Source organism: Thermaurantiacus sp. (assembly GCF_053487655.1).
In genome coordinates, this window is sequence record NZ_JBRCLD010000034.1 from 1 (window position 1) to 22,864 (window position 22,864).

23 protein-coding genes are annotated in these 22,864 nt (G+C 67.6%); 17 read left to right on the top strand and 6 right to left on the bottom strand.

Annotated features, from left to right (window positions below; genetic code table 11):
- The 11 genes from ACWIQA_RS03625 to ACWIQA_RS03675 form a co-directional block, all read left to right on the top strand.
- Positions 1 to 517, top strand: a 517-nt coding sequence (locus tag ACWIQA_RS03625) for an ACP S-malonyltransferase (RefSeq protein ID WP_448581704.1), incomplete at its 5' end; no start/stop codon positions are given.
- Positions 518 to 531: 14 nt separating this feature from the next.
- The gene (fabG, locus tag ACWIQA_RS03630) at positions 532 to 1,266 is read left to right on the top strand and encodes a 3-oxoacyl-[acyl-carrier-protein] reductase (RefSeq protein WP_448581705.1); all 735 of its coding nucleotides are present in this window, start codon (positions 532 to 534) and stop codon (positions 1,264 to 1,266) included.
- A gap of 23 nt (positions 1,267 to 1,289) precedes the next feature.
- Positions 1,290 to 3,863: an MMPL family transporter gene (locus ACWIQA_RS03635; protein WP_448581706.1), complete on the top strand. Its 2,574-nt coding sequence runs from the start codon at positions 1,290 to 1,292 to the stop codon at positions 3,861 to 3,863.
- A 12-nt stretch (positions 3,864 to 3,875) separates the two neighbouring features.
- Positions 3,876 to 4,475, top strand: a complete 600-nt coding sequence (locus tag ACWIQA_RS03640) for an ABC transporter substrate-binding protein (RefSeq protein WP_448581707.1) — start codon at positions 3,876 to 3,878, stop codon at positions 4,473 to 4,475.
- 88 nt (positions 4,476 to 4,563) lie between these two features.
- The gene (locus ACWIQA_RS03645) at positions 4,564 to 4,800 is read left to right on the top strand and encodes an acyl carrier protein (RefSeq protein ID WP_448581708.1); all 237 of its coding nucleotides are present in this window, start codon (positions 4,564 to 4,566) and stop codon (positions 4,798 to 4,800) included.
- A gap of 43 nt (positions 4,801 to 4,843) precedes the next feature.
- Positions 4,844 to 6,103, top strand: a complete 1,260-nt coding sequence (fabF, locus tag ACWIQA_RS03650; protein WP_448581709.1) for a beta-ketoacyl-ACP synthase II — start codon at positions 4,844 to 4,846, stop codon at positions 6,101 to 6,103.
- Between the two features lies 1 nt (position 6,104).
- Entirely contained in the window at positions 6,105 to 7,079 is a 975-nt protein-coding gene (mltG, locus tag ACWIQA_RS03655; protein ID WP_448581710.1) for an endolytic transglycosylase MltG, read from the top strand.
- A gap of 150 nt (positions 7,080 to 7,229) precedes the next feature.
- Entirely contained in the window at positions 7,230 to 8,654 is a 1,425-nt protein-coding gene (gene leuC, locus ACWIQA_RS03660) for a 3-isopropylmalate dehydratase large subunit (protein WP_448581711.1), read from the top strand.
- 1 nt (position 8,655) lies between these two features.
- On the top strand, positions 8,656 to 9,585 hold the full coding sequence (locus ACWIQA_RS03665) for an ABC transporter ATP-binding protein (RefSeq protein WP_448581724.1): 930 nt from the start codon (positions 8,656 to 8,658) through the stop codon (positions 9,583 to 9,585).
- Complete coding sequence (gene nadB, locus ACWIQA_RS03670) at positions 9,582 to 11,192, top strand: L-aspartate oxidase (RefSeq protein WP_448581712.1); 1,611 nt, start codon at positions 9,582 to 9,584, stop codon at positions 11,190 to 11,192. Before ACWIQA_RS03665 ends, nadB begins: the two co-directional genes overlap by 4 nt.
- Before the next feature lie 83 nt (positions 11,193 to 11,275).
- Positions 11,276 to 11,659, top strand: a complete 384-nt coding sequence (locus ACWIQA_RS03675) for a MerC domain-containing protein (protein WP_448581713.1) — start codon at positions 11,276 to 11,278, stop codon at positions 11,657 to 11,659.
- On the opposite strand, the gene ACWIQA_RS03680 is transcribed toward ACWIQA_RS03675, so the two are convergent.
- The 6 genes from ACWIQA_RS03680 to ACWIQA_RS03705 are packed head-to-tail and all read right to left on the bottom strand — an operon-like array spanning position 11,656 to position 17,433.
- Entirely contained in the window at positions 11,656 to 11,967 is a 312-nt protein-coding gene (locus tag ACWIQA_RS03680) for a Na+/H+ antiporter subunit G (RefSeq protein WP_448581714.1), read from the bottom strand. The genes ACWIQA_RS03675 and ACWIQA_RS03680 overlap by 4 nt on opposite strands.
- A gap of 4 nt (positions 11,968 to 11,971) precedes the next feature.
- A complete protein-coding gene (locus ACWIQA_RS03685; RefSeq protein ID WP_448581715.1) occupies positions 11,972 to 12,241 on the bottom strand; it encodes a K+/H+ antiporter subunit F in 270 nt (89 codons plus the stop codon).
- Positions 12,235 to 12,726, bottom strand: coding sequence for a Na+/H+ antiporter subunit E (locus ACWIQA_RS03690; protein ID WP_448581716.1), 492 nt, complete (start codon positions 12,724 to 12,726; stop codon positions 12,235 to 12,237). Before ACWIQA_RS03690 ends, ACWIQA_RS03685 begins: the two co-directional genes overlap by 7 nt.
- Positions 12,723 to 14,231 carry a monovalent cation/H+ antiporter subunit D gene (locus ACWIQA_RS03695; RefSeq protein WP_448581717.1) on the bottom strand — a complete coding sequence of 503 codons (1,509 nt, stop codon included), beginning with the start codon at positions 14,229 to 14,231 and terminating at the stop codon, positions 12,723 to 12,725. The genes ACWIQA_RS03690 and ACWIQA_RS03695 overlap by 4 nt, the downstream gene beginning before the upstream one ends.
- Positions 14,228 to 14,575: a Na+/H+ antiporter subunit C gene (locus ACWIQA_RS03700; protein WP_448581718.1), complete on the bottom strand. Its 348-nt coding sequence runs from the start codon at positions 14,573 to 14,575 to the stop codon at positions 14,228 to 14,230. Before ACWIQA_RS03700 ends, ACWIQA_RS03695 begins: the two co-directional genes overlap by 4 nt.
- A gap of 5 nt (positions 14,576 to 14,580) precedes the next feature.
- Positions 14,581 to 17,433, bottom strand: coding sequence for a monovalent cation/H+ antiporter subunit A (locus ACWIQA_RS03705; protein WP_448581719.1), 2,853 nt, complete (start codon positions 17,431 to 17,433; stop codon positions 14,581 to 14,583).
- Between the two features lie 153 nt (positions 17,434 to 17,586).
- Between ACWIQA_RS03705 and ACWIQA_RS03710 the strand changes: the two genes are divergently transcribed.
- From ACWIQA_RS03710 to ACWIQA_RS03735, 6 genes are read left to right on the top strand one after another with little or no spacing between them, the layout of a single operon-like run.
- Positions 17,587 to 17,952, top strand: a complete 366-nt coding sequence (locus tag ACWIQA_RS03710) for a hypothetical protein (protein ID WP_448581720.1) — start codon at positions 17,587 to 17,589, stop codon at positions 17,950 to 17,952.
- Entirely contained in the window at positions 17,952 to 19,082 is a 1,131-nt protein-coding gene (locus ACWIQA_RS03715) for a DUF3089 domain-containing protein (protein WP_448581721.1), read from the top strand. Before ACWIQA_RS03710 ends, ACWIQA_RS03715 begins: the two co-directional genes overlap by 1 nt.
- Positions 19,079 to 19,579 (top strand): Holliday junction resolvase RuvX, encoded by a 501-nt coding sequence (ruvX, locus tag ACWIQA_RS03720; RefSeq protein ID WP_448581725.1) that lies wholly within the window; start codon positions 19,079 to 19,081, stop codon positions 19,577 to 19,579. Before ACWIQA_RS03715 ends, ruvX begins: the two co-directional genes overlap by 4 nt.
- A gap of 10 nt (positions 19,580 to 19,589) precedes the next feature.
- Positions 19,590 to 20,540, top strand: a complete 951-nt coding sequence (locus ACWIQA_RS03725; protein WP_448581722.1) for an aspartate carbamoyltransferase catalytic subunit — start codon at positions 19,590 to 19,592, stop codon at positions 20,538 to 20,540.
- Positions 20,540 to 21,781: a dihydroorotase gene (locus tag ACWIQA_RS03730; protein ID WP_448581726.1), complete on the top strand. Its 1,242-nt coding sequence runs from the start codon at positions 20,540 to 20,542 to the stop codon at positions 21,779 to 21,781. The genes ACWIQA_RS03725 and ACWIQA_RS03730 overlap by 1 nt, the downstream gene beginning before the upstream one ends.
- Complete coding sequence (locus ACWIQA_RS03735; protein WP_448581723.1) at positions 21,778 to 22,704, top strand: SPOR domain-containing protein; 927 nt, start codon at positions 21,778 to 21,780, stop codon at positions 22,702 to 22,704. The genes ACWIQA_RS03730 and ACWIQA_RS03735 overlap by 4 nt, the downstream gene beginning before the upstream one ends.
- Positions 22,705 to 22,864 lie beyond the last annotated feature (160 nt).

A 22,864-nucleotide genomic window follows, 5' to 3' on the forward strand; every position in this document is an offset into this window, starting at 1 on the left:
CGGCTTTGCGGATGTTGCTGCCATCGCTGCCGAAGCCGCCCAGGGCGAAGTGCTTGCCGCCGCCAACGACAATGCCCCCGGCCAGGTCGTCGTCTCCGGCCATATCGCAGCGGTCACGCGGGCCATGCGCCTCGCCAAGGACCGCGGTGCGCGCCACTCGGTCTTGCTTCCCGTCTCTGCCCCCTTCCACTGCCCCCTGATGGCCCCTGCTGCCGAGACCATGGCCGCCGCTCTTGCCGAGACGGCAATCGCTGCACCTGTGGTGCCGCTCTTTGCCAATGTGACCGCCGCCCCGGTCAGCGATCCGGACACCATCCGCCGCCTTCTCGTCGCGCAAGTGACAGGCACGGTGCGCTGGCGTGAATCGGTGGAAGCAATGGCCGCGGGCGGCATCACCCGCATGGTCGAGCTCGGCGGCCGGGTGCTCGGGCCAATGGTCAAGCGGATTGCCCCCGATGTCAGCACCCACGCCGTCAGCCGGCCCGAGGATGTGGATCAGCTTGTGAAGCTGCTTTGACCAAGGAGACGGCCATGTTCGATCTTGCCGGAAGGAGAGCGCTGGTGACAGGCGCGACTGGCGCCATCGGTGGCGCCATCGCTGCCGCCCTGGCGCGCCAGGGTGCAAGGGTTGCTGTCTCCGGCACGCGCTCTGAAGTGCTTGCGGAAGTTGCCGCAGCCCTTCCAGGAAGCGTCGCGCTGCCCTGCCGGCTTGACGATCCACAGGCCGTCGAGGCGCTTGTGCCTTCCGCCCTCGAGGCCTTGGGCGGGCTCGATATCCTCATCAACAATGCCGGGATTACGCGCGACAGCCTCGCCATGCGCATGAAAGACAGCGAGTGGGAGGCTGTGCTGCGCGTGAACCTTGAGGCTGCCTTCCGCCTGGCGCGGGCTGCGCTGCGGCCGATGCTGAAGGCCCGCTTCGGCCGCATCATCTCGGTAAGCTCGATCGTCGGCGTGACCGGCAATCCCGGCCAGGCCAATTATGCAGCAGCCAAGGCCGGCCTCATCGGCATGACCAAGGCGCTCGCTGCTGAAGTTGCCGCACGTCATGTGACCGTCAACTGCATCGCCCCCGGCTTCATCCGCTCAGCAATGACCGATGCGCTGCCTGAGGACCAAAAGGCAGCCCTCCTTGCCCGCATCCCCTCCGGCCGGTTCGGCACACCTGCAGACATTGCCGCCACTGCCGTCTACCTTGCGAGCGACGAAGCAAGTTACGTGACTGGCGCGACGCTCCATGTGAACGGCGGCATGGCGATGCTCTGATCTCTGGGCTAGGGCGCTGCGCCATGCATGCACCGCCCAACGTCCGGGTCGCGGGCGGCGTCGCGAAGGCCGTTGCCGTCTGGGGCAAGGTCGCATCCGCCCGGCCCTGGCTCACGCTTGCGCTCGCTTTCCTTCTCGTCCTTGTTTGCGGGCTGGTTGCCAGCCGCAATTTCGCCGTCGATACCGACAGCGCGCACATGCTCTCCGACGAGCTCCCGCACCGCCAGCGCGAGCTTGCCCTGAATGCCGCCTTCCCCGGCCTCAACCGAAGCTTTGTGGTGCTCGTCGACGCACCCGATGCGGACCGCGCCGATGCGGCGCTCGCCCGGCTCGCCGCTGCGATTGCTGCGCGCCCGCAAGCGCTCGAGGCCCCGTTTGCTGCCGCGCTCGACCCCTATTTCCAGAGGAACGGCCTCCTTTACATGGACGATGCCGAGCTCGACTCGATGCTTGCCAGGCTCACGCGCGCCGGGCCGCTCCTTGGCACGCTCGCGGCCGAGCCGACGCTTTCCGCCTTCCTGGCAAGCCTTGCTGAAGGGGTTGCCGATGCCGACCGCATCGCCGGCGGTCCGGAAGCGCTCGCAAAGGTCGTTGCGGCAACTGATGCAACCATCCGTGCCCGGCTCGAAGGCAAGCCCCGCCCGCTCGCCTTCTCCGCCCTCTTTGCTGCCGACAATGCCCCCGTCCGCCGCATCCTTACCGTCCAGCCCAAGCTCGATTTCACCCTGTTCCAGCCGGCGCGGCCCGCGCGCGAAGCGCTTGCGGCAGCCATTGCTGAGGCCGGCGCTGCGCCGGGGCTCGAAGCTGTCAGCTTCGCTGTCACTGGGGATCCGGCCATGCGCAGCGAAGAGCTCGCATCCGTCACCCAAGGCCTCGGCCTTGCGCTCGTCGTCAGTCTCGTCTCGGTTGCCGTGCTGATGGCATTTGCCTTCCGAAGGACCAGCCTTGCCCTCGTCGCGCTCGCCGTCGTCATCGTCGCCCTCGCGCTCGCTGCCGCCTTCGCCAGCCTCGCCTTCCCGGCGCTCAACCTCGTCTCCATGGCCTTTGCCGTGCTCTTGACCGGGCTCGGCGCCGACTATGCCATTCACTTGATCCTGCGCATGGAAGAGCCAGATGGTGACTGGCCCACGACCAGCGCCGACCTTGGGCCAGCGCTCCTCCTTTGTGCGCTCACCACCTCCCTTGGCTTCCTCGCCTTCATCGCCACACCTTTTGCCGGCATGGCGCAACTCGGCATCATCGGTGCCTTCGGCGTGGTCGCCGCCTTCCTTGCGGCAGCAACGCTGGTGCCTGCCGGGCTCGCCATTGCCGGCCGCCGGCCCCGCCCCGGCCGCCTCGCCCCCGCTCTACCGAACGCCCTCACTCGGCTCGCCTTTCCCGCCTTCCTCGTGGCGCTTCTGATTGCTGCCATCGCTGCCCCTCGCGCCCGGTTCGAGACCGACCCAATGGCACTGCGGGACCCTGAAGCCCCTTCCGTCCGCGCCTTTACAAGCCTCTTTGAGGACAAGGCGACCCGGCCCTATTCGGCAAGCCTCGTTGTCGAAAACGCTTCCAAGGCCGAGGCGCTTGCAACGCGGCTCCTGGCCCTGCCCGAAGTCGACCATGTGATAACGCCCCAGCGGCTCCTGCCTGGTGCTGACGCCGAATTCCGCTTCGACTCGATCGATGCGGTTGCCGCCGGCCTTCTGCCCCAGCTTGAGTCGCAAGCGCCAGCAATCGCGACCGCAAACGGCCTTCAACGCTTGCAGGCCGCCCTTGCTGACGCAACGCTTCCTGAACAGCAGCGCTTGCGAGAGAGCCTCGCTGCCCTCGAAGCCGCCGCCGCCCGCGACCCTGCCCTCTTGACTGCCCTCGAGGCTGACCTCTTCACCTTCTGGCCAGCGACGTTGGCGAAGCTGCGCACCAGCCTTGCCCCCGACCCCGCGCCCGCGCTCGCTGACCTCCCAAAACCGCTTCTTGGGCGCTACCTCAATAGTCGGGGCCAGATCCGGGTCGAGATCGTCCCTGTCGCCGACCTGCGTGACCCTGTCGCCCGCGCTGCCTTCGTCGCCGCCGTCCAGTCTGTCGCACCCGAAGTGGCCGGCCCGGTTGTCAATCTCGAAGCCTCAGGCGCCGTCATCGCCCGGGCCATGCTGACGGCAACGCTCATCGCCCTTGCGGCCTGCGGCTTCATCCTGCTTGCCGTCAACCGCGATGCCGGCCTCACGCTGGCAACGCTTGCGCCCATCCTTGCTGCCATCCTGCTGACAATCGGCGCCTCGGCGCTCCTCAACCTCCCGTTCAACTACGCCAATGTTATCGCCCTTCCCATGCTGCTCGGCGCTGGCATTGACTCTGCCATCCATTTCTCCGCGCGCGCCCGCGCGGCTGGCAGCACGCAAGCCGCACTTTTGAGCTCGACACCGCGCGCTGTCGTCTTTGCTGCCCTGACCACAGTTGCCGCCTTCGGCAGCCTCATGCTCTCGGCCCACAGAGGCGTCGCATCGATCGGCGCACTGCTTCTCGTCGCCCTCGCCTCAACCACCCTTTCAACCCTCATCCTGCAACCCCGGGCGCTCGCCCTTGTCGAGCGGCTGCGGGCAAAGCCCGGAAGCTGAAAGGTCCTGCCCATGCCATCCCGCCGTCATTTCCTTGCAAGCGCGGCTCTCCTGCTCGCCGCTCCGTTCCACGCCCAGGCCCAAGATGTCCCAGCGGAAGCCCGCCGCTTCATCGAGAGCCTGATTGCCGAATTATCGGCAATCGAGGCGCGGGAAAGGGATGACGCGCGCCGCCGGGCAGCGCTCGATGCTGCGCTTAGGAACCGGGTGGCGCTCGCGCGCATCGGCCGTTTCATGCTGGGAGCCAGCCGTGCGGCAGCGACTCCTGCGGAACTCGCCGAATATGACCGCCTCATCCCCGAGTTCATCCTCGCCGATGTCCGCGGCGAGATCGCCAAGCTGGTCGCCCAGTCGATCACGATTGACGAAGTCCAGACTCGCTCCGCGCGCGACGCGCTGGTGCGCTCGCGCTTCCGCCGCCGCGCCGGCGGCACGGTCCGGGTCGACTGGCGCGTCACTGCCACCGAAGGCCAGCCGCTGCAGCTCGTCGATGTCTATGTGAACGGTGTCTCCCGTTTCGTCATCCGCCGCGATGAGTTCCAGGCGATTGTCAAGGCCCGCGGCATGGCCGGCTTGCTCGCCGAGCTGCGCCAGGGGGGGAAGCGCGCCTGACCCGGGCTGCGGCTTGCAAGCGCATGACGGGCCGGTTATCGCCCGGCCGAAAGGCGCCGCCTTCGTCCAGCATGGGAAAGGGCCAAGAATGAGCGATATCGCGGAGCGGGTGAAGAAGATTGTGGTCGAACACCTCGGTGTCGAGGCCGACAAGGTGACCGAGGACTCGAGCTTCATCGACGATCTCGGCGCTGACAGCCTCGATACCGTCGAGCTTGTGATGGCGTTCGAGGACGAGTTCGGCGTCGAAATTCCAGACGATGCCGCCGAGAAGATCCTGACAGTCAAGGACGCGATCGCCTTCGTCGCCGCCAACGGCAAATAGCCCCAGCACCGGCCGCGCTCGCCGGAGAGGGGAGGAAGTTGCCATGCGCCGCGTCGTCGTCACCGGGGTCGGTCTTGTCACGCCGCTCGGCGGAGACACCAAGACCAGCTGGTCCCGCCTGCTTGCCGGTCAGTCCGGCATTGCCCCCATCACGCGCTTCGATGCCAGTGACTATGCCTGCCGGATTGCCGGGGAAGTGCCCTATGGCCATGGCAACGGCAGCTTCAACCCCGACACCCGCATCGACCAGAAGGTCCAGCGCCAGGTCGATCGCTTCATCCATTTCGGGCTCGATGCTGCCGGCCAGGCCCTTGAAGATGCTGGCCTTACAGACTTGTCCGATGCCGAGAAGCTCCGGGCTGGCACCCTCATCGGCTCAGGGATCGGCGGCCTTCCCGGAATCGCTGAAGAAGCAGTCACACTCCACGAGCGCGGGCCCCGCCGGGTTTCGCCGCACTTCGTCCACGGCCGTCTCATCAACCTCGTCTCCGGCCAGGTGTCGATCAAATATGGCCTGAAAGGCCCCAACCACGCGGTTGTTACTGCCTGTTCAACGGGGGCGCATGCCATTGGAGACGCCGCCCGCCTCATCATGTTGGACGATGCCGACATCATGGTCGCAGGTGGTGCCGAGGCTTCGATCTGCCCGCTTGGGATCGCCGGTTTCGCCCAGGCCAAGGCACTCTCCACCCACTTCAACGATGCACCCACCCGCGCCAGCCGCCCGTGGGATCGCGATCGTGACGGCTTCGTCATGGGGGAAGGCGCAGGAATCGTCGTGCTTGAGGAAATGGAGCGCGCAAAAAAGCGTGGCGCCACCATCTACGGCGAAGTCACCGGCTATGGCCTCACCGGAGACGCCTACCACGTCACTGCCCCCCATCCAGATGGCGACGGTGCCTACCGGTCGATGGCCATGGCGCTCGCGCGCGCCCGCCTCAACCCCTCCGACATCGACTATGTGAATGCCCACGGCACGTCCACGCCCCTGGGCGACGAGCTCGAGCTCGGCGCGGTGCGCCGCCTGTTCGGAAACGCAGTCGGCACGCTTTCCATGTCATCCACCAAGTCGGCAATCGGCCATCTGCTCGGCGGCGCGGGTGCGGTTGAGAGCATCTTCTGCCTCTTGAGCCTGCGCGACCAGGTCGTGCCCCCCACCCTCAACCTCGACAATCCCTGCGACGGCGCCGAAGGCATCGACCTTGTCCCCCACGTCGCGCGCGAACGCCGGGTCGAGGCCGCCCTCAACAACAGCTTCGGCTTTGGCGGCACCAACGCCACGCTCATCTTCCAGCGGGTCTGACATGCGCCAGCTGCTGGTGGCAGCGCTCGTCGGCCTTGTTGCAGCTGGCCTCGTCCTGTTCCTCGATCTTCGCCAGCGCTGGGCCGGCGAAGCGCCAGCGGGCGCTCAAATGATCGAAGTCGAAATCCCGCGCGGAGCTTCCCTTGCAGCTGCCGCTTCCCGCCTCGAGGCCGCAGGAGTCATCGACAGCGCCAGCCGCTTCCGCCTCGCCGCCCGCCTTCTCGGCGGCAAGCAGCCCATCCGCTTTGGTACCTACGCCTTCAGGGCGGGCGAAGGCTATGGCCGGGTGCTCAGCAAGTTGCAGAAGGGCGAAGTCCTGACCCTCTTCCTCACCATTCCCGAGGGCCTCCCTTCCGTCCTCGTTCATGAGCGGCTGATGGCTGCCCCCCGTCTTACCGGCACAATCGACGTGCCAGCCGAAGGCTCGGTGCTCCCCGCCACTTGGGACTATCGCCCCGGCGAAACGCGGGCAGCGCTCCTTGCGCGCATGCAAAAGGGCATGGCCGACACGCTCGCCGAGCTCTGGGCCACCCGCAAGCCCACTGCCGCCGTCCGCACGCCCGAGGAGGCCGTCATCCTCGCTTCCATCGTCGAGAAAGAGACCGGCGTGCCAGAAGAGCGCCGCCGCGTCGCTGGCCTCTATTCCAACCGGCTTCGCGCCGGCATGAAGCTCGAGGCCGACCCAACCGTCATCTACCCGGTGACACAGGGCCGCCCGCTTGGCCGCCGCATCCGCGCATCCGAACTCAAGGCCGACACAGGCTTTAACACCTATGCCCGCCCCGGCCTGCCGAAGGGCCCCATTGCCAACCCCGGCCGCGAGAGTCTTGCCGCCGTGCTCGACCCCGAGCTGCACGCCTATCTCTTCATGGTCGCCGACGGCAGCGGCGGCCATGCCTTTGCCCGCACCTACGCCGAGCACCGCGTCAATGTCGAACGCTGGTATGCCCTCAGGCGGGAGAGGGGCGAGATGTGATGCCCCATCCTTGACTGGAGCCGGTCAGCGCGATGTGCAGGCGCGACTCTGGCCGGGAGGTCGAAGCCTCGGTTGCGACTCGTCATCGCCCCCGAGCCTTGGGCCCACTTGACCGGCCGCCCGCTGCCTGCCTAGGCCCGCGAGCGCGACATGCGAGACACCGCCGCCCCCCGCACCCTCTACGACAAGGTCTGGGACGCCCATGTCGTCACCACCCACGACGACGGCAGGGCACTCCTTTACATCGACCGCCATCTCATCCACGAAGTCACAACACCGCAAGCCTTCGAGGGTCTGCGCGCCGCTGGCCGCCGCGTCCGCCGGCCGGACCTGACGCTCGCCGTCCCCGATCACAATGTGCCAACCACCGACCGCAGCCTCCCAGTCGCAGACCCTGAGTCCGCCGCCCAGCTTGCCGCCCTCGAGCGCAACTGCGCCGACTTCGGGATCGAGTATCTGCCCATCACCCACAGGAACCAGGGCATCGTCCACGTCATCGGCCCCGAACTCGGGTTCACGCTGCCTGGCACCACGCTCGTGTGCGGTGACAGCCACACGTCAACCCACGGGGCCTTGGGCGCGCTCGCGTTCGGCATTGGCACCTCGGAAGTCGAGCATGTGCTCGCGACGCAAACCCTTCTGCTTGCCAAATCCCGCAACATGGCCGTCACCATCACTGGCAGCCTCGGCTTTGGCGTCTCCGCCAAGGATGTGGCGCTCGCCATCATCGGCGCGATCGGGACGGCGGGCGCGACCGGCCATGTCATCGAGTATCGCGGACCCGTCATCGAGGCGCTCTCGATCGAAGGGCGGATGACCGTGTGTAACATGGCGATCGAAGCTGGCGCCCGGGCCGGTATGATCGCGCCCGATGCGAAGACCTTCGCCTATCTCGCGGGCCGTCCCCGCGCGCCCGCCGGCGAGACCTGGGGGCGGGCGAAAGCCTGGTGGGAGACGCTCCGGACCGACCCGGGCGCCCGCTTCGACCGTGAAGTGATGCTCGACGGCAGCGCGATTGCCCCGCTCGTCACCTGGGGCACGAGCCCCGAGCAGGTCGCCCCTGTGACCAGCACTGTCCCTGATCCAGCGATGATTGCTGATCCCGCCAGGCGTGCAGCCGCCGAGGCGGCGCTTGCCTACATGGATCTCGCGCCCGGCACGCCAATCGCTGACATCCGCGTCGAGAACATCTTCATCGGCTCCTGCACCAACAGCCGCATCGAGGACCTGCGCGCGGCCGCAGCCGTGCTCAAGGGAAGGCGGATTGCCGCCAACATCCGCCAGGCGCTCGTCGTCCCCGGCTCCGGCCTTGTGAAGCGCCAGGCCGAGGCCGAAGGTCTCGACCGCATCTTCCGCGAAGCCGGCTTCGAGTGGCGCGAACCCGGCTGCTCGATGTGCCTTGGCATGAACCCGGACAAGGTGCCCGCGGGCGAGCGCTGCGCATCGACCTCCAACCGCAACTTCATCGGCCGCCAGGGTCCGGGTGCGCGCACCCACCTGCTTTCACCCGCCATGGCTGCTGCCGCTGCTGTGACTGGCCGCCTTGCCGACGTCCGCGACCTTGCTGTCGCCTGAGCTGCCGCCAGACGCCCCGGCCATTCGGCTGCGCGGCCTTGAGAAAGTCTATGGCGGCGGCCAGCGCGCGCTTGACCAGGTGTCACTCGAAGTCCCGCGCGGCACCCTCTTCGGCCTGCTCGGGCCCAATGGCGCTGGCAAGTCCACGCTCATCAACATCCTTGCCGGCCTCGTTACCAAGACTGGCGGCACGGCCGAGGTCTGGGGCTTCGACATCGACCGCAACCCGAGGAATGCCAAGGCCTCGATTGGCGTTGTGCCGCAGGAGCTCCTGTTCGACGCCTTCTTCACGCCCTTTGAAACCCTCGAACTCCAGGCCGGCCTCTACGGCATCCCGAAAGCCCACCGGCGCACGCTCGAGCTGCTCCGCGCCGTCCAGCTTGAGGACAAGGCCCACGCCTATGCCCGCACGCTCTCAGGCGGCATGAAGCGCCGGCTCCTCATTGCGAAAGCCATGGTCCATTCGCCGCCGGTTCTCATCCTCGACGAGCCGACCGCGGGAGTCGACATCGAGCTCCGCCAGCTGCTCTGGGATTGGGTGCGAAGCCTCCACGCCAAGGGCATGACCATCGTGCTCACCACCCATTATCTCGAGGAAGCGCAAGAGCTTTGCGAGCGGATCGCAATCATGAACCACGGCCGCGTCATCGCCAACGCTCCCACCCGCGAACTCCTTGGTCTTGCCCGCGAGAAGCGAGTCGATGTGATGTTCGATGCCAATACCGCCGCACTTCCCGAGATTGCTGGCATCACGCGCGTGGAACGGCTCGCCGAGCGCCATTTCGCAATCCACTATGACAGGACCCGCCTTTCTGCCGGCGCACTGCTCGGCCAGCTTTCGGCCGCCGGGCTTGCCATCGTCGACGTGACAACGCGCGAGGCCGATCTCGAAGACGTCTTCCTTGATCTCACCCGCAGGCGCACGGCATGAGCAGCGAAGACCCGGTCACGGCCGATGTCGTGGTGGTTGGAAGCGGCGCCGCTGGCCTGACCGCCGCCATTGCCCTTTCCGAACGGCTGCGCGTCCTTGTTCTTTCCAAAGCGGGCATCTCGGCGGGCTCCACTTCCTGGGCGCAAGGAGGGATTGCTGCCGTCCTCGACGAAGGCGACACTTTCGAAGCGCATATCGAAGACACGATGATCGCCGGCGCTGGCTTGAATGACCGCCGGGTCGTCGAATTCGTGGTCGAGAAGGCCCCAGCCGCCATCGAGCGCCTCGCTGCCCTGGGCGTGCCCTTCACCCCTGGCGAGACCGTCTCGGAGCGCTTCCACCTAACCCGCGAGGGCGGCCACCGGGCACGCCGGATCGTCCATGTCGATGACGCAACCGGCTGGGCCGTCCAGAAGGCGCTTGAGCGGGCCGCGCTTGAGAACCCGAACATCCGGGTCCTGACCGACCAGGTCGCAATCGACATCATCACCGAGCGCCATGCGGAGGCCCATGGCTTTGCCGAGCGCCGCGCCCACGGCCTCTACGCCCTTGACCGCGCCTCGGGCCGGGTCCGCCGCATCCTTGCCCGCGCCGTCGTGCTCGCAACCGGGGGAGCCAGCCGCGTGTACCGCTTCTCCACCAACCCCGACGGCTCGACGGGCGACGGGATCGCCATGGCCTGGCGCGCTGGCTGCCGCGTCTCCAACATGGAGTTCAACCAGTTCCACCCGACCTGCCTTTACAACTTCCAGGTCAAGAATTTCCTCATCACCGAGGCGATGCGCGGCGAGGGCGGGATCCTGAAGACACCCGATGGCCGCCGCTTCATGCCCGACCACGACTCCCGCGCCGAACTCGCCCCGCGAGACATTGTGGCACGCGCCATTGATGCGGAAATGAAGCGCGCCGGCCTCGATTTCGTCCATCTTGACATGACCCACCTGCCCCAAGGCTTCGTCGAGACCCATTTCCCGACCATCGTCCAGCGGCTGCGCGGGCTCGGGATCGACCCGGTCCGCGAACCCATCCCCGTCGTGCCTGCCGCCCACTATACGTGCGGCGGCGTGCTCGTCGACCGCCACGGCCGCACCGACCTCTCTGGCCTCTACGCCATCGGCGAAGTCTCCCAGTCCGGGCTCCACGGCGCCAACCGCATGGCCTCGAACTCGCTTCTCGAATGCCTGGTCTTTGGCGCCTCGGCCGCCGATGACATCCTCGCCCGCTTTGCCGAAACACCGCCTCCACCCGCCATCCGCCCCTGGGACGAAAGCCGGGTGACCGATTCGGACGAGGAAGTCGTCGTCTCCAACAACTGGGCCGAGCTCCGCCGCTTCATGTGGAACTATGTCGGAATCGTCCGCACCGACCGCCGGCTCGAGCGCGCCGCCCACCGCGTCGCCTTGCTTCGAGATGAAATCCAGCAATATTACGCAAGCTTCCGCGTGACACCGAACTTGCTCGAACTCCGCAACATCGTCGAGGTGGCCGACCTCATCGTCCGCTCCGCACAGGCCCGCAAGGAAAGCCGTGGCCTCCACTATACAACCGACTATCCCGCCCTCTCCGACCCCCCGCGCGACACCATCCTCTACCCCTCGACGGGCTGAGCCGCCCGGCACCAAACCGCGCCGGTTGACGCGGGCGAGATGATACAATATCACATCGACCGACTCGAACAGGGACCTGCCCCATGGCTTCTCGCCCCGACGCCGGCGCGCCGATCGATGGCGTGGCGGCAGCCCTCTCCAGCCTCTGCCTTGTCCACTGCCTGCTGCTGCCCTGGGGCCTTGGTGTTGCGCCCGTCGTGGCGAGCCTGGTCCCGGGCCATGGCCCGGAGTGGCTGCACTGGGCGCTCCTCGCGCTCGCCGCCCCGGTCTCGATCTTTGCGCTCAGGCGCGGCATCGCAGTCCACGGCAACGACCGCCCGTGGCAGCTCGCCGCACTCGGCTTCCTGCTGATGGCTGGTGGCGCGCTCGCCCATGAGACCGGCCCCGCGGAGCAACTGCTGACCGTCTTCGGCGGGCTCATGGTCGCCACCGCCCACTGGCGGAACTGGCGGGCGCGGCGCGCCTAGTCCCCGCCCGGATCGGCGCTCCGCGCCCGTGCCGCCTTGGCGAGCACATGGGCAACGACGGGTGCAGTGATGAACAGGAACAGGGAGATGGCCAGTTCCTGCAATGACAGCCGCCCGGTTGTCACCGAGGTGTGCACCATCGCGCCCACCACGATTGCACCAACCCCAAGTGTCGTCGCCTTGGTCGGCCCATGCAGGCGCATCATGAAGTCAGGCAGGCGCGCAAGCCCGATCGAGCCGACGAGCGCGAAGCCGCCCCCCACCAGCAGCAGCAGGCTCACCAGGAGCTCGGAGGGCGCAACCGTCATCGCCCTACTCGATGATATCGCCGCCAAGGCGGTATTTCGCCAGCGCTACCGTGCCGACGAAGCCCATCATCGCAAGGATGAGCGCCGCCTCGAAATAGGCCCTTGTGCCAAGCGCAATGCCGGCCAGCATGACAAGGGCAATCGTGTTGATGGTCAGCGTGTCGAGCGCGAGGATCCGGTCCTCAAGCGACGGGCCAATGAGCAGCCGCCACAGGTTGAGCAGCATGGCTGCCCCGATGAGCGCGAAGGTGACAGGCACGGCCACAGTCAGCATCCGAAGATCTCCTGCAAGGGCGCCTCATAGCGGCGCTTGATGGTGGCAATCGCCGCGTCCGGGTCAGGCGCATTGAGCGCATGGACGAACAGCCTTCGCCCTTCCATGTCGATATCAACCGAAACGGTGCCAGGGGTGAGCGAGATGATGCTTGCCAAAATGGTCGCGACATAGGGGCTCGAGAGCGCCAGCGGCAGCTCGAGATCGGCAGGCCGCAAGCGCGCCGTGGGCCCCAGCACCAGCCGCGCCACCTCGATGTTCGCCGTCACGATGTCGATGAGCACCCGCCCCAGCAGCGCCAGCGCGAGCATCGGCCGCCGCATCGCTGGCCGCTCGGTCCAAAATCCCCTCACCAGAAGCGGCACGGCAAGTCCGACGATGAGCCCCATGACAAGGCTCCCAAGGGTGAAACGGGAGACGACCACCACCCACAGGAAGGTGATGAGAAGGGTCATCACCGGGTGCGGCAGAAGGCCCGCCCTCATGGCCGCTGCTCGCGCGGCACATCCGGCCCCGCGCCCATCACTGCCACCATATAGGGAATGCGGGCGTTGAGCTGGCTCGCCGCTGCCCCAGCAAAGCCCGCCACTGCGGGTGCGGCAAGCGTGAGCGCCGGGCTCGCCAGCACCAGCAGCACAAGCGGCAGCGAGATCGCCGCCGCTGGCCCGGCTGGCGCCTCTTTCGGCTCCCAGAAGAAGAGGCTCGCGATCCTCGCCAGAACCAGCGCCGTCACCAGTCCAGAGACCAGCAGCACTGTCCACCAGGCTGCCTGCCAGCCGCCGCCTGCGCCCTGCAGCAACATGAGCTTGCCAAGAAACCCCGAAAGCGGCGGCATGCCCGAGACCGCAAGCGAAAGCACGGCAAAGGCGATCCCGAGCGGCAGCGCTCCTGCAAGTGCTGGCCCCCTGACCAGCCGGTCGCCCACTTCACCGCGTGCCGCCGCAACGGCACCCGCCAGCAGGAACAGCCCTGCCGTCACCAGCGTGGTGTGCGGCAGATAATAGAGGATGGCTGCCGTTGCTGCTGCGCCGCCGTCCGCCACCGCAAAGAGAAGCGTGCCCGAGGAGACAAGCACAAGACTCGCCGCCACCCCCATCAGCCGCCGGGCGGCAAGCGCCGAGAGCGTGCCAAACGCGACTGTCAGAAGCGCAAGCGCCGGCAGCCAGGGCCTGATGAGCTCCGCACCCACAGCCGAGTCCGGCAAGGCGACAGCGACCAGCCGCAAAAGCGCCACCACGCCCACCTTGGTCAGGATCGCAAACAGCGCTGCCACTGGCACGCTCGCGGCGGCATAGGCATGGGGAAGCCAGAAGGCCATCGGCAGCACTGCCGCCTTCAGCAGGAAGACGAGCACAATCCCCATCAGCGCCACCCTGACAAGCGGCACATCGGAAGGCGGCACGCGCGCAAGCTCGAAGGCGAGGTCGGCGAGATTGAGAGTGCCCATGGTCCCGTAGAGGAGCCCGAGCCCGACCAGGAACAGCGAGGAGCCGACGAGGTTGAGCGCGACATAGGTGAGCCCGGCGCGCGTCTGCTCAAGCCCGCCGGCATGCAGCAGCAGCGCATAAGAAGCAATGAGCAGGATCTCGAAGCAGACGAACAGGTTGAAGAGATCCCCAGTCAGGAAGGCACCGGCAATCCCGGCGAGCTGGAGCTGGAAGAGGGCATGGAAATGAAGCCCGCGCGCGTCCGTCCCGCGCATCGCGGCCAGAAGCGCCGGCACGGCGAGCACGAACAGCAGGAGGACCATCATCGCCGCCAGCCGGTCGGCCACGAACACGATCCCGAACGGCGCCTCCCAGTTCCCCAGCCGATAGACCAGGATCTCCCCGCCCGAAACCGCCGCCACCAGCGCGACGGCCGAGACAAGCCCGGCCAGCACCGCCGCCGCCGCCACTGCCCGCACGACGGCAATACTCCGCCCCGAAAGCAGCAGCACGCCAGCCGCAGCAAAGGGGATCAGGAAGGGCAGAAAGGCAAGGTGGCTCACATGTCCTCCTCCGTCCCGGCGCCACCGGGAAGATCGACCGCGTCGCTGCCACCCTCGCTGATGCCGCGCAGCGCCAGCGCCACGAAATAGGCGATCATCCCAAACCCGATGACGATCGCAGTCAGGACGAGTGCCTGCGGCAAGGGGTCGGCAAGCCCGCGCGCACCCGGCAGGCTCAAGGGCGGCACACGCGCTCCCAGCCGCCCGCTGAAGAAGATGAGGAGATTGACGGCATAGCCAAGAAGCGTGAGGCCGAGGATGACAGCGAAGGTCCGGCTTGCGAGCGTCAGCCACACCCCGCAGCCCACCAGCAACCCGATGCCAAGTGCGACCAGCAGCTCCATCGCCTTCAGCCCTCGACCGGCTCGGCCGCGCGCGCCGGCGCTGGCTCAGATGCCCGCACCGGGCCTGGCCGAGGCGCTTCGATCCGGCCGAGCTCGGTCAAAACGAGAAGGACGGTTGCCACCACCACAAGGAAGATGCCAGCGTCGAAGACAAGGCTCGAGGCCAGTCCAATGTCGTCCAATGGCGGCGCCGCCACATAAGTGTAGGCGCTTTTGAGGAACGGGAAACCGAAGAACATGCTCGCAATCCCAGTGGCAGTTGCGATGAGGAGTCCGGCGCCAAGCAGTACCACGAAATCAAGCCGGACTCTGGCAGACGCAAAGGCAATCCCACCGGCCATATACTGGAGCACATAGGCGATTGCGGCAATGAGGCCGGCGATGAAGCCGCCACCGGGCAAATTGTGGCCGCGCAGGAAGATGTAGAAGGCAACCGCCAGCGCCAGCGGCAGCATCGGCTGCATCAGCATCCTGAGCATTATGGGGTAGCGGTCGGCCTCGGCTTCGGCATTGGCCACGAACGCCCGCAGCCGCACCCCGCGCAGCAGGGCATGGACGCCAAGCGCTGCCATCGCCAGCACCGCGATCTCGCCCAGCGTGTCGAAGCCGCGGAAATCCACGAGGATGACATTGACCACATTGGTGCCCCCACCCAGCGGCTTGGCATTGGCAATGTGATAGCCGGAGATCGTGAGAAACGGCCGCGTCAGCATGGCAAAGGTGACGGCAGCAGCACTGAGCCCCGCCCCCACTGCCAGCGTGCCAGCAAGCAGGGAGACATCCCGGCTGCGCCCGGCTGGCCCGGTCTGCGGCAGGAACCGGAGCGCGAGCAACAGCAGCATGATGGTTGCAAGCTCGACCGAAAGCTGGGTGAGTGCAAGGTCGGGCGCTGCAAAGCGAATGAAGGCAAGGCTGATGACAAGGCCAGCCACGCTCATGAACAGGATGGCAAGCAAGCGCTGGCGCACGAACCAGACCGCCCCGATGACCCCGATCGCCAGCACCACGAAAGCAAAGGCGGAGACTGGATCGACTGGGGTGAGCGGCAGCGGCCCGGCAAGCGCTTTGCCGGCCGAACCCGCCGGAGCCGACCACCAGGCCCAGGCGCCGCCGACGACTGCAAGCCCCAGGAACAGCCCGGCATATTGGGCAAGGCTCTGCTGGTCGAGCCTCGAGAGAAGCCGCCGCGCCAGGGCCGTCGCCCCATTATAGGCCCGCTCGAACGCGACCGGCGAGGAGAATTCCAGCGCATAGCGCTCATGCAGCGTGAACACCCTGTCCCGCCGCCAATAGTAGAAGAGGCCGCCACCGAGCGCCACGATGCTCATGACAAGCGGCAGGTTGAAACCGTGCCAGACTGCGAGCTTGATCTCGGGAAGCTCGCCAATCAGCACCGCCGCGGATGCCGCCTTCAAGAGCCAGCCAACAGCATATTGGGGCGCTATGCCAACAAGGACAACAATCGCCACCAGGACTTCCATCGGCAGCCGCATGAAGCGCGGCGGTGACGCCGGAGTCTTTGGCAAGTCCACCGGCTCGCCGTTGAAGAAGACATCGTGGACGAAGCGCGCCGAGTACGCAACGGCCAAAACACCTGCAAGTGTTGCAATCGCAGGCAGAACGAAGGTGCCATAGCCGGTGAAGCCAGGGTGGGCGATCGTCTCGGCGAAAAACATCTCCTTGGAAAGAAAGCCATTCAGAAACGGCACACCAGCCATGGCGCCGGCCGCCACGATCCCGAGCAGCGCTGTCACTGGCATATATTTCGCAAGCCCATTGATCCGGCGCATGTCGCGAGTGCCGCACTGGATGTCGATGACGCCCGCCACCATGAACAGCGAGGCCTTGAAGATGGCATGGTTGATGATGTGGAAAATCGCCGCCACCGCGCTCATCGGCGTATCAAGGCCAAAGAGCATGGTGATGAGCCCCAGGTGGCTGATGGTCGAATAGGCAAGCAGCCCCTTGAAGTCATGCTTGAGCAACGCAAGGTAGGCCCCGAGCAAAAGCGTCATCGCGCCAGTTCCTGTTACGGTCAGGAACCAAAGCTCGGTGCCCGCGAGCGCCGGGTAGAGTCTCGCCAGCAGGAAGACGCCAGCCTTCACCATGGTTGCCGAATGGAGATAGGCGGAGACCGGCGTGGGTGCCGCCATCGCGTTGGGCAGCCAGAAGTGGAAGGGAAACTGCGCGGATTTGGTGAAGGCACCGAGCAGCACCAAGAGCAGCATGGGCTGATAGAGCCGATGCTCGCGGATAAGGTCGCCCCGGTCGAGAATGACGGAGAGCTCGAAGCTGCCAGCAATGTGGCCAAGGAGCAGGAGCCCGGCGAGCAGCGCCAGCCCCCCACCCCCGGTCACGGCAAGCGCCATCCGCGCGGCAATCCGGCTGTCATGATATTTCCACTTGTAGGCAATAAGGAGGAAGGAGGTGAGGCTGGTCACTTCCCAGAACAGCAGCATGAGGAGCAGATTCTCGGCCAGCACCACGCCGAGCATTCCGCCAGCAAAAGCCAGCAGCGTCATCAGGAACCGGGTCAGCCGGTCGTCTGCCGGCATGTAATAATAGGCGTAGAGGACGATAAGCGCGCCGATGCCGTTGATGAGCAGCGTGAACAGCAGCCCCAGCCCGTCCAGCCGGAAGGAGAGGTCAAGCCCCCAGTCGGGAAGCCAGGGGCGCCAGATGACCAGCACCTCGCCGGCCAGCACTGCTGGCGCCAGCGCCGCCACCAGCGCGAGCCCGCACGCCATGGCTGCACCCGCCGCCAGCGCCACCGCCCGCCGGCCCAGCCGGCCCGCGGCGAGCAGCAGCGGCATCGCTAGGAAGGGCAGCAGCACGAGGAGGGGCAGCAGGTTTGGCATCGTCTCCTGAGGCATGTCACCTTCAGCTAGAAAGGAAAGGGGCGCGCGTCGAGCCTTCGGGCAAATCGGCCGGTCTGCGTCTGGCAGTCTTGATCGCCGCATCGGCCTGCGAGGCCTTCCCCCACCCCATGCTCGAAGCTAGGAGCAGCAGCCGTGGTCATGCTCCTCCTCTCGGCCGCCGGCGTGCTGCTGCTGACCGGAGCCGCCTTCCAGCTTGGCTTCCGTGCTTCGTCCCATTTGCGCGAATCCCGCGCTCGTTCCGAGGCTGCGCGCTTGCCCGGCTTTCGCGCCATCCGCGCCACGCTTGCCAAAGACGGCCTTGGCGCCTTCGTCACCAGCGCGAGCGGCGAGACTGCCATCGTCCTGCCGCTCGGCGACCGCTTCATCGCCCGTGCGCCGACGCTTCGCGCTGCTCGCGCCCTTGCCTTCGGCCCGCCCGGCTGGAAGCCCGATGACCGCAGCACCACGGCAGATTCGATCCGCGCCGCCTGCGCGGCCAGCGCCAGCGAGCAGTGCTGATGGCGCGGCGCTTCCTCGTCCTCGTCGCCATCCTTGCAACGCTGGTGCTGGTGCTCGCCATCGTCTGGCGGCTTGCCGGCCAAAAGCTTGTCACCGCAGCGCTCGCCCCCACCGTCCCCTTCGCCGAAAGCACGCCCCCGCCGGCCCCGCGTTACAGCACGCCTGCCGCCTGGATCGCCCACCCGAAGCTTCCCGGCAACCCGGCCCTGTTCGCGCCGCAAGGCTACCGGCCGGCGCCCGCGCCCGCGGCTGCGGTCTTCTTCGTGCCGCCCACCGCCTTCTTCGGCCGCAGCCAGTGGAACGCCCCGCTTGACGATCCGCAAGTCAACGCCCGTCTTGACCGCTATGTCGAGGCCCAGGCCAGCCCCTTCAACGGCCTCGCCGAAATCTGGGCGCCGCGCTACCGCCAGGCCACCTTCGGCAGTTTCTTGAAGCCCTCGGCCGATGCGGAGAAGGCCCTCGCCCTCGCCTACGCGGACGTCGCCGCCGCCTTTGATGCCTTCGTCGCTGCCCAGCCGGCGGACCGCCCGATCCTCCTTGCCGGCCACAGCCAGGGCGCCCGCCACCTGCTCCGCCTCGTTGCCGAGCGGGTCAAGGGAACGCCGCTCGCAGCCCGCGTCGTTGCCGTCTATGCCATCGGCTGGCCGGTTGCGCTTCCTGCCGATCCCGCTGCCCTCGGCCTTCCGCCCTGCGCTGGGCGCGAACAGGCCGGCTGCCTCCTCTCCTGGCAGAGTTTTGCCGCCGATGGCGACCAGCAGGCTTTCATCCAGAGCATCGCGCGCATCCGCCGGGTCGATGGCAAGCCCTTCGGCACTGCCCCCATGCTTTGCATCAACCCGCTCTCGGGCGCTGCTGCACCCCCAGGCCGGGCCGGCCCCGCTATCCCGGCGGAAGCCAATGCCGGCACCCTTCGCGAGCGCGAACTGGTGCCACGCTTGACCGGCGCGCGCTGTGCCGCAAACGGCCTCCTCCTCCTTGATCCTGCTCCGTCTGACATCGGGCCCTATGTGCTGCCCGGCGGCAATTTCCACGTCTATGACATCAGCCTGTTCTGGGCCGCAGTCCGTGCCGATGCCGAAGCCCGGCTGATGGCCCATGCGGCGCGCACGCTCGGAGGGCCGGCAGGCTGACCGCAGCGCCCCCCACCGTCACCACTGATGCCTCCGCCTTCGCCGCCGCCGCACCAGCGGGTCGCCTCGCCGGGCTTGACATCGGCACAAAGACGATCGGCATCGCCACTTCGACCGTCGATCGCGCCTTCGTGACACCTCTTGCCGCGCTCGCCCGCTCGAGGCCGTCGGCCGATCTCGCTGCCCTTGCCACCCGCCTTGCCGAAGAGCAGGTGACCGGAATCGTCATCGGCCTTCCCATCAACCTCGACGGCAGCGAAGGCAGCCGCGCCCGCTCGGTCCGCGCCCAGGCCCGCAACATCGCGCTCGCCTGCGGCCTTCCCGTCCTGCTGTGGGACGAGCGCTGGTCAACGGCCGCCGTCACACGCGACATGCTCGAGGCCGACATGAGCCGGGCGCGGCGGGCCCGCGCCGTTGACAAGCTCGCTGCGGCATGGATCCTCGAGGGCGCGTGCCAGCGGCTCGCCCGCCTTGAAGCAAGCGGCACCGGCCGGTAACAGCAGGCGCATGGCGACGGCCGCGATCCCGAAGCGCTTCCCATGCCATCTGCTTGCCATCGAGGGCCTCGCGCCAGAGACGATCCGCCTTCTCCTTGATGAGGCTGAAGCTTGGGTCGATGCCGGCCGAAGGCCGAGGAAGCACGATGACCGCCTCGCTGGCCTCACCCAGGTCAACGCCTTCTTCGAAGCCTCCACCCGCACCCTCTTGTCCTTCGAGATCGCAGGCAAGCGCCTCGGTGCTGATGTCGTCAACCTCCTGGCAGGCCAGAGCTCGCTCAAGAAGGGCGAGACCCTGCTCGACACGGCGCTGACCCTGAACGCCATGCGCCCCGATGTCCTCGTCATCCGCCACGATCGCTCAGGCGCAGTCGCGCTGATTGCCGAAAAGGTCGATTGCCCGGTGCTCAACGCTGGCGACGGCCGCCACGAGCATCCAACCCAGGCCCTTCTCGATGCGCTCACCATCCGCCGCCGCAAGGGCCGGATCGAGGGTTTGACCATCGCCATCTGTGGCGACATTCTCCACAGCCGCGTCGCGCGCTCCAACTTCCACTTGCTCACCGCGCTTGGCGCCAAGGTCCGCGCGGTCGCCCCGCCCACGCTCATGCCCGTCGAAGTCGAGCGCTTCGGTGTCACGCCCTTCACACGCATGGACGAAGGCCTTGCTGGCGCAGACGTCGTCATGATGCTCCGCCTCCAGCTTGAACGCATGGACGGCGCCTGGGTTCCCTCTATCCGCGAATATTTCGCCACCTGGGGCCTGACCGAAGCCCGGCTCGCCCATGCCGCCCCCGACGTCCTCGTCATGCACCCTGGGCCCATGAACCGCGGAGTCGAAATCGCAAGCCCGGTTGCCGACGACATCCAGCGCTCGGCCATCACCGAGCAGGTCGAGATGGGTGTCGCCGTCCGCATGGCCTGCCTCGACCTCTTGACTCGCGAGCGCCGCGTGTCGTGATCCCGGCGCCGCTCCTCATCCGCAATGCCCGCCTGCCTGGCGAAGCGGCCGCGGGCACCGATGTCCTTGTTGCGGAGCGCCACATCGCCGCAATCGGGCCGGGCCTCGCCGCCCCTGAAGGCGCGCAAGTGATCAACGCGCGCGGCCAGCTTCTTGCGCCCGCGCTCATTGACAGCTGCACCTTTGCAACTGACCTCGCCGCCACTGTTGCAGGCGGAATTGCAACGGCGCTTTTGATGCCTGACCAGTCGCCCCCGCTCGACGATCCCGCCCTCATCGAACGGGCCGAGCGGCTTGGCAAGCCGCGCTTGTGGGTGCGCCCGCTCGCTGCTGCCACCCGCCGGCTCGAGGGCCGCGAACTGGCAGATCTTGCCCTCATGCAAGAAGCAGGCGCCGTCGCCGTTGCGACTGGCCGGTCCGCGCTTGCGGACAGTGCCGTCATGCTGCGCCTGCTCCGCTATGCCGGCGGTCTCGGCCTCGTCACCATCACCCACCCCGAAGACCCAGCGCTCGCCGCCGGCACAGTTGCAACCGAAGGCGAGATGGCAACCCGCCTTGGCCTGCCCGCCGCTCCGGCAGCCGCCGAAGCGCTTGCGATCGCCCGCGACTTGCGACTTGCCGCCCTTGCAAACGCGCCGCTTCACATCGTCTGCGTAACGACAGCAGAAGGCGTTGCCCTCCTCCGCGCTGCCAAGGCCGCCGGCCAGGATGTGACGGCAGCAACTGCGCCGCCCTACTGCCTTCTCTCTGACACGGCGATTTCAGGCTACCGCAGCTTTGCCCGCCTCTCGCCCCCCTTGCGCACCGAAGAAGACCGCCGCGCCGTCGTCGCTGGCCTCGCCGATGGCACCATTGACATGCTCGCCAGTCGCCACGACCCGCGCGTCACGGACGAAAAACGCCTGCCCTTCGTCGATGCAGCCCCCGGAGACGCTGGCGCTGCCATCCTCCTTGCCTTGGGCCTTGCCCTCGTCCACGCCGGCGACGTCCCGCTGGCTCGCCTCCTCGATGCCATGACCGCTGCACCCGCCCGGCGCTTCGGCCTTCCCGGCGGCCGGCTTGCCTCCGGTGCGCCGGCCGACCTCATCCTTCTCGATCCCGAAGCCCCCTGGCGGATCGACTCCGACACGCTTCCCGGCCTTGCCGGCAACACCCCCTTCGATGGCTTCCCCGTCCAGGGTCGCGTCACCCTGCTCGTCAAGGGCGGCGACATTCTCCTGGCCGACGGGGCAGGCCGGTGACGCTCCGCCAGCTCCTCCCTGTCCTCGCGCTCTTCCTTGCCGCCCCGGCGCTTGCCGACACGGCGGAAGGCGTGCGCAAGTGGCGCGCTGGAGACCATGAAGGCGCCGTTGCAGCCTGGCAGGCCCCCGCCGCTGCCGGCGACGCCGACGCCCTCTTCAACCTCGGCCAGGCCTACCGGCTCGGCCGCGGCGTGCCCGCCAATCGCGACGTCGCCATCGAATATTACCGCCGCGCCAGTGCCCGCGGCCATGTCGCCGCCACCGCCAATCTCGGCATCACCCTGTTCCAGGCCGGCCGCAAGGCCGAAGCACTGGTGCCCATGCGCGCGGCGGCCGATGCCGGCGACGCCCGCGCGGCCTATGTGCTTGGCGTTGCCACTTTCACTGGCGACGGCGCACCGAAGAACCCGGTGCTCGGCCTTGCCTATGTGCGGCGCGCGGAAATGCTCGGCCTCGATCTTGCCGGACCACAGGTTACGCGCATGGCAGCGCTCATGTCTGAAGACGAGCGTGCCCGGGCGGAAGCGGCTGCAAGCGCCCTTGCTGCCGGCCGTCCGGTCTCGGTTGTGCTGGCTGCAAGCCCGCTGCCTGCTGCCGCTGCCGCCGGGCCAGTCCCCCCCGCGGCGGACAGCGAAGAGGAGGCAGGCGAAGCGCCAGCGGCGCTGCCAGCCACGCCCGACCGGGCGACCCGCGCCTGGTATGTCCAGCTTGGCGCCTATACGAGCGAAGCCGCCGCCCGCACTGCCTGGGCTGCCCTCGTTGCCCAGGCAGCGTCCCTGCTCGAAGGCCAGGCCCCCGTCTATGTGCCACGCGGCGGCCTCGTCCGCCTCCAGGTCGGCCCCCTTGGCAACCGCAATGCCGCAGCCGAGCTCTGCGCCCGCCTTGCTGCAGCCGGCCGCCCCTGCTTCGTGACCGGCGGCTGACACGCGCACGGACAGGGGGCCGCGCCCGCCCTGCTGCCCACCGGCAGCCGCTTTGCACAATGTGTGCCTGGTGCGTGTGCGCGTGCGTGGTGCGCGTGCGCATGCGCCGGTTGGCCCCCGCGCACTTCGCCCAAAAAGAGCCGCTCGCGCGATGCGCGAG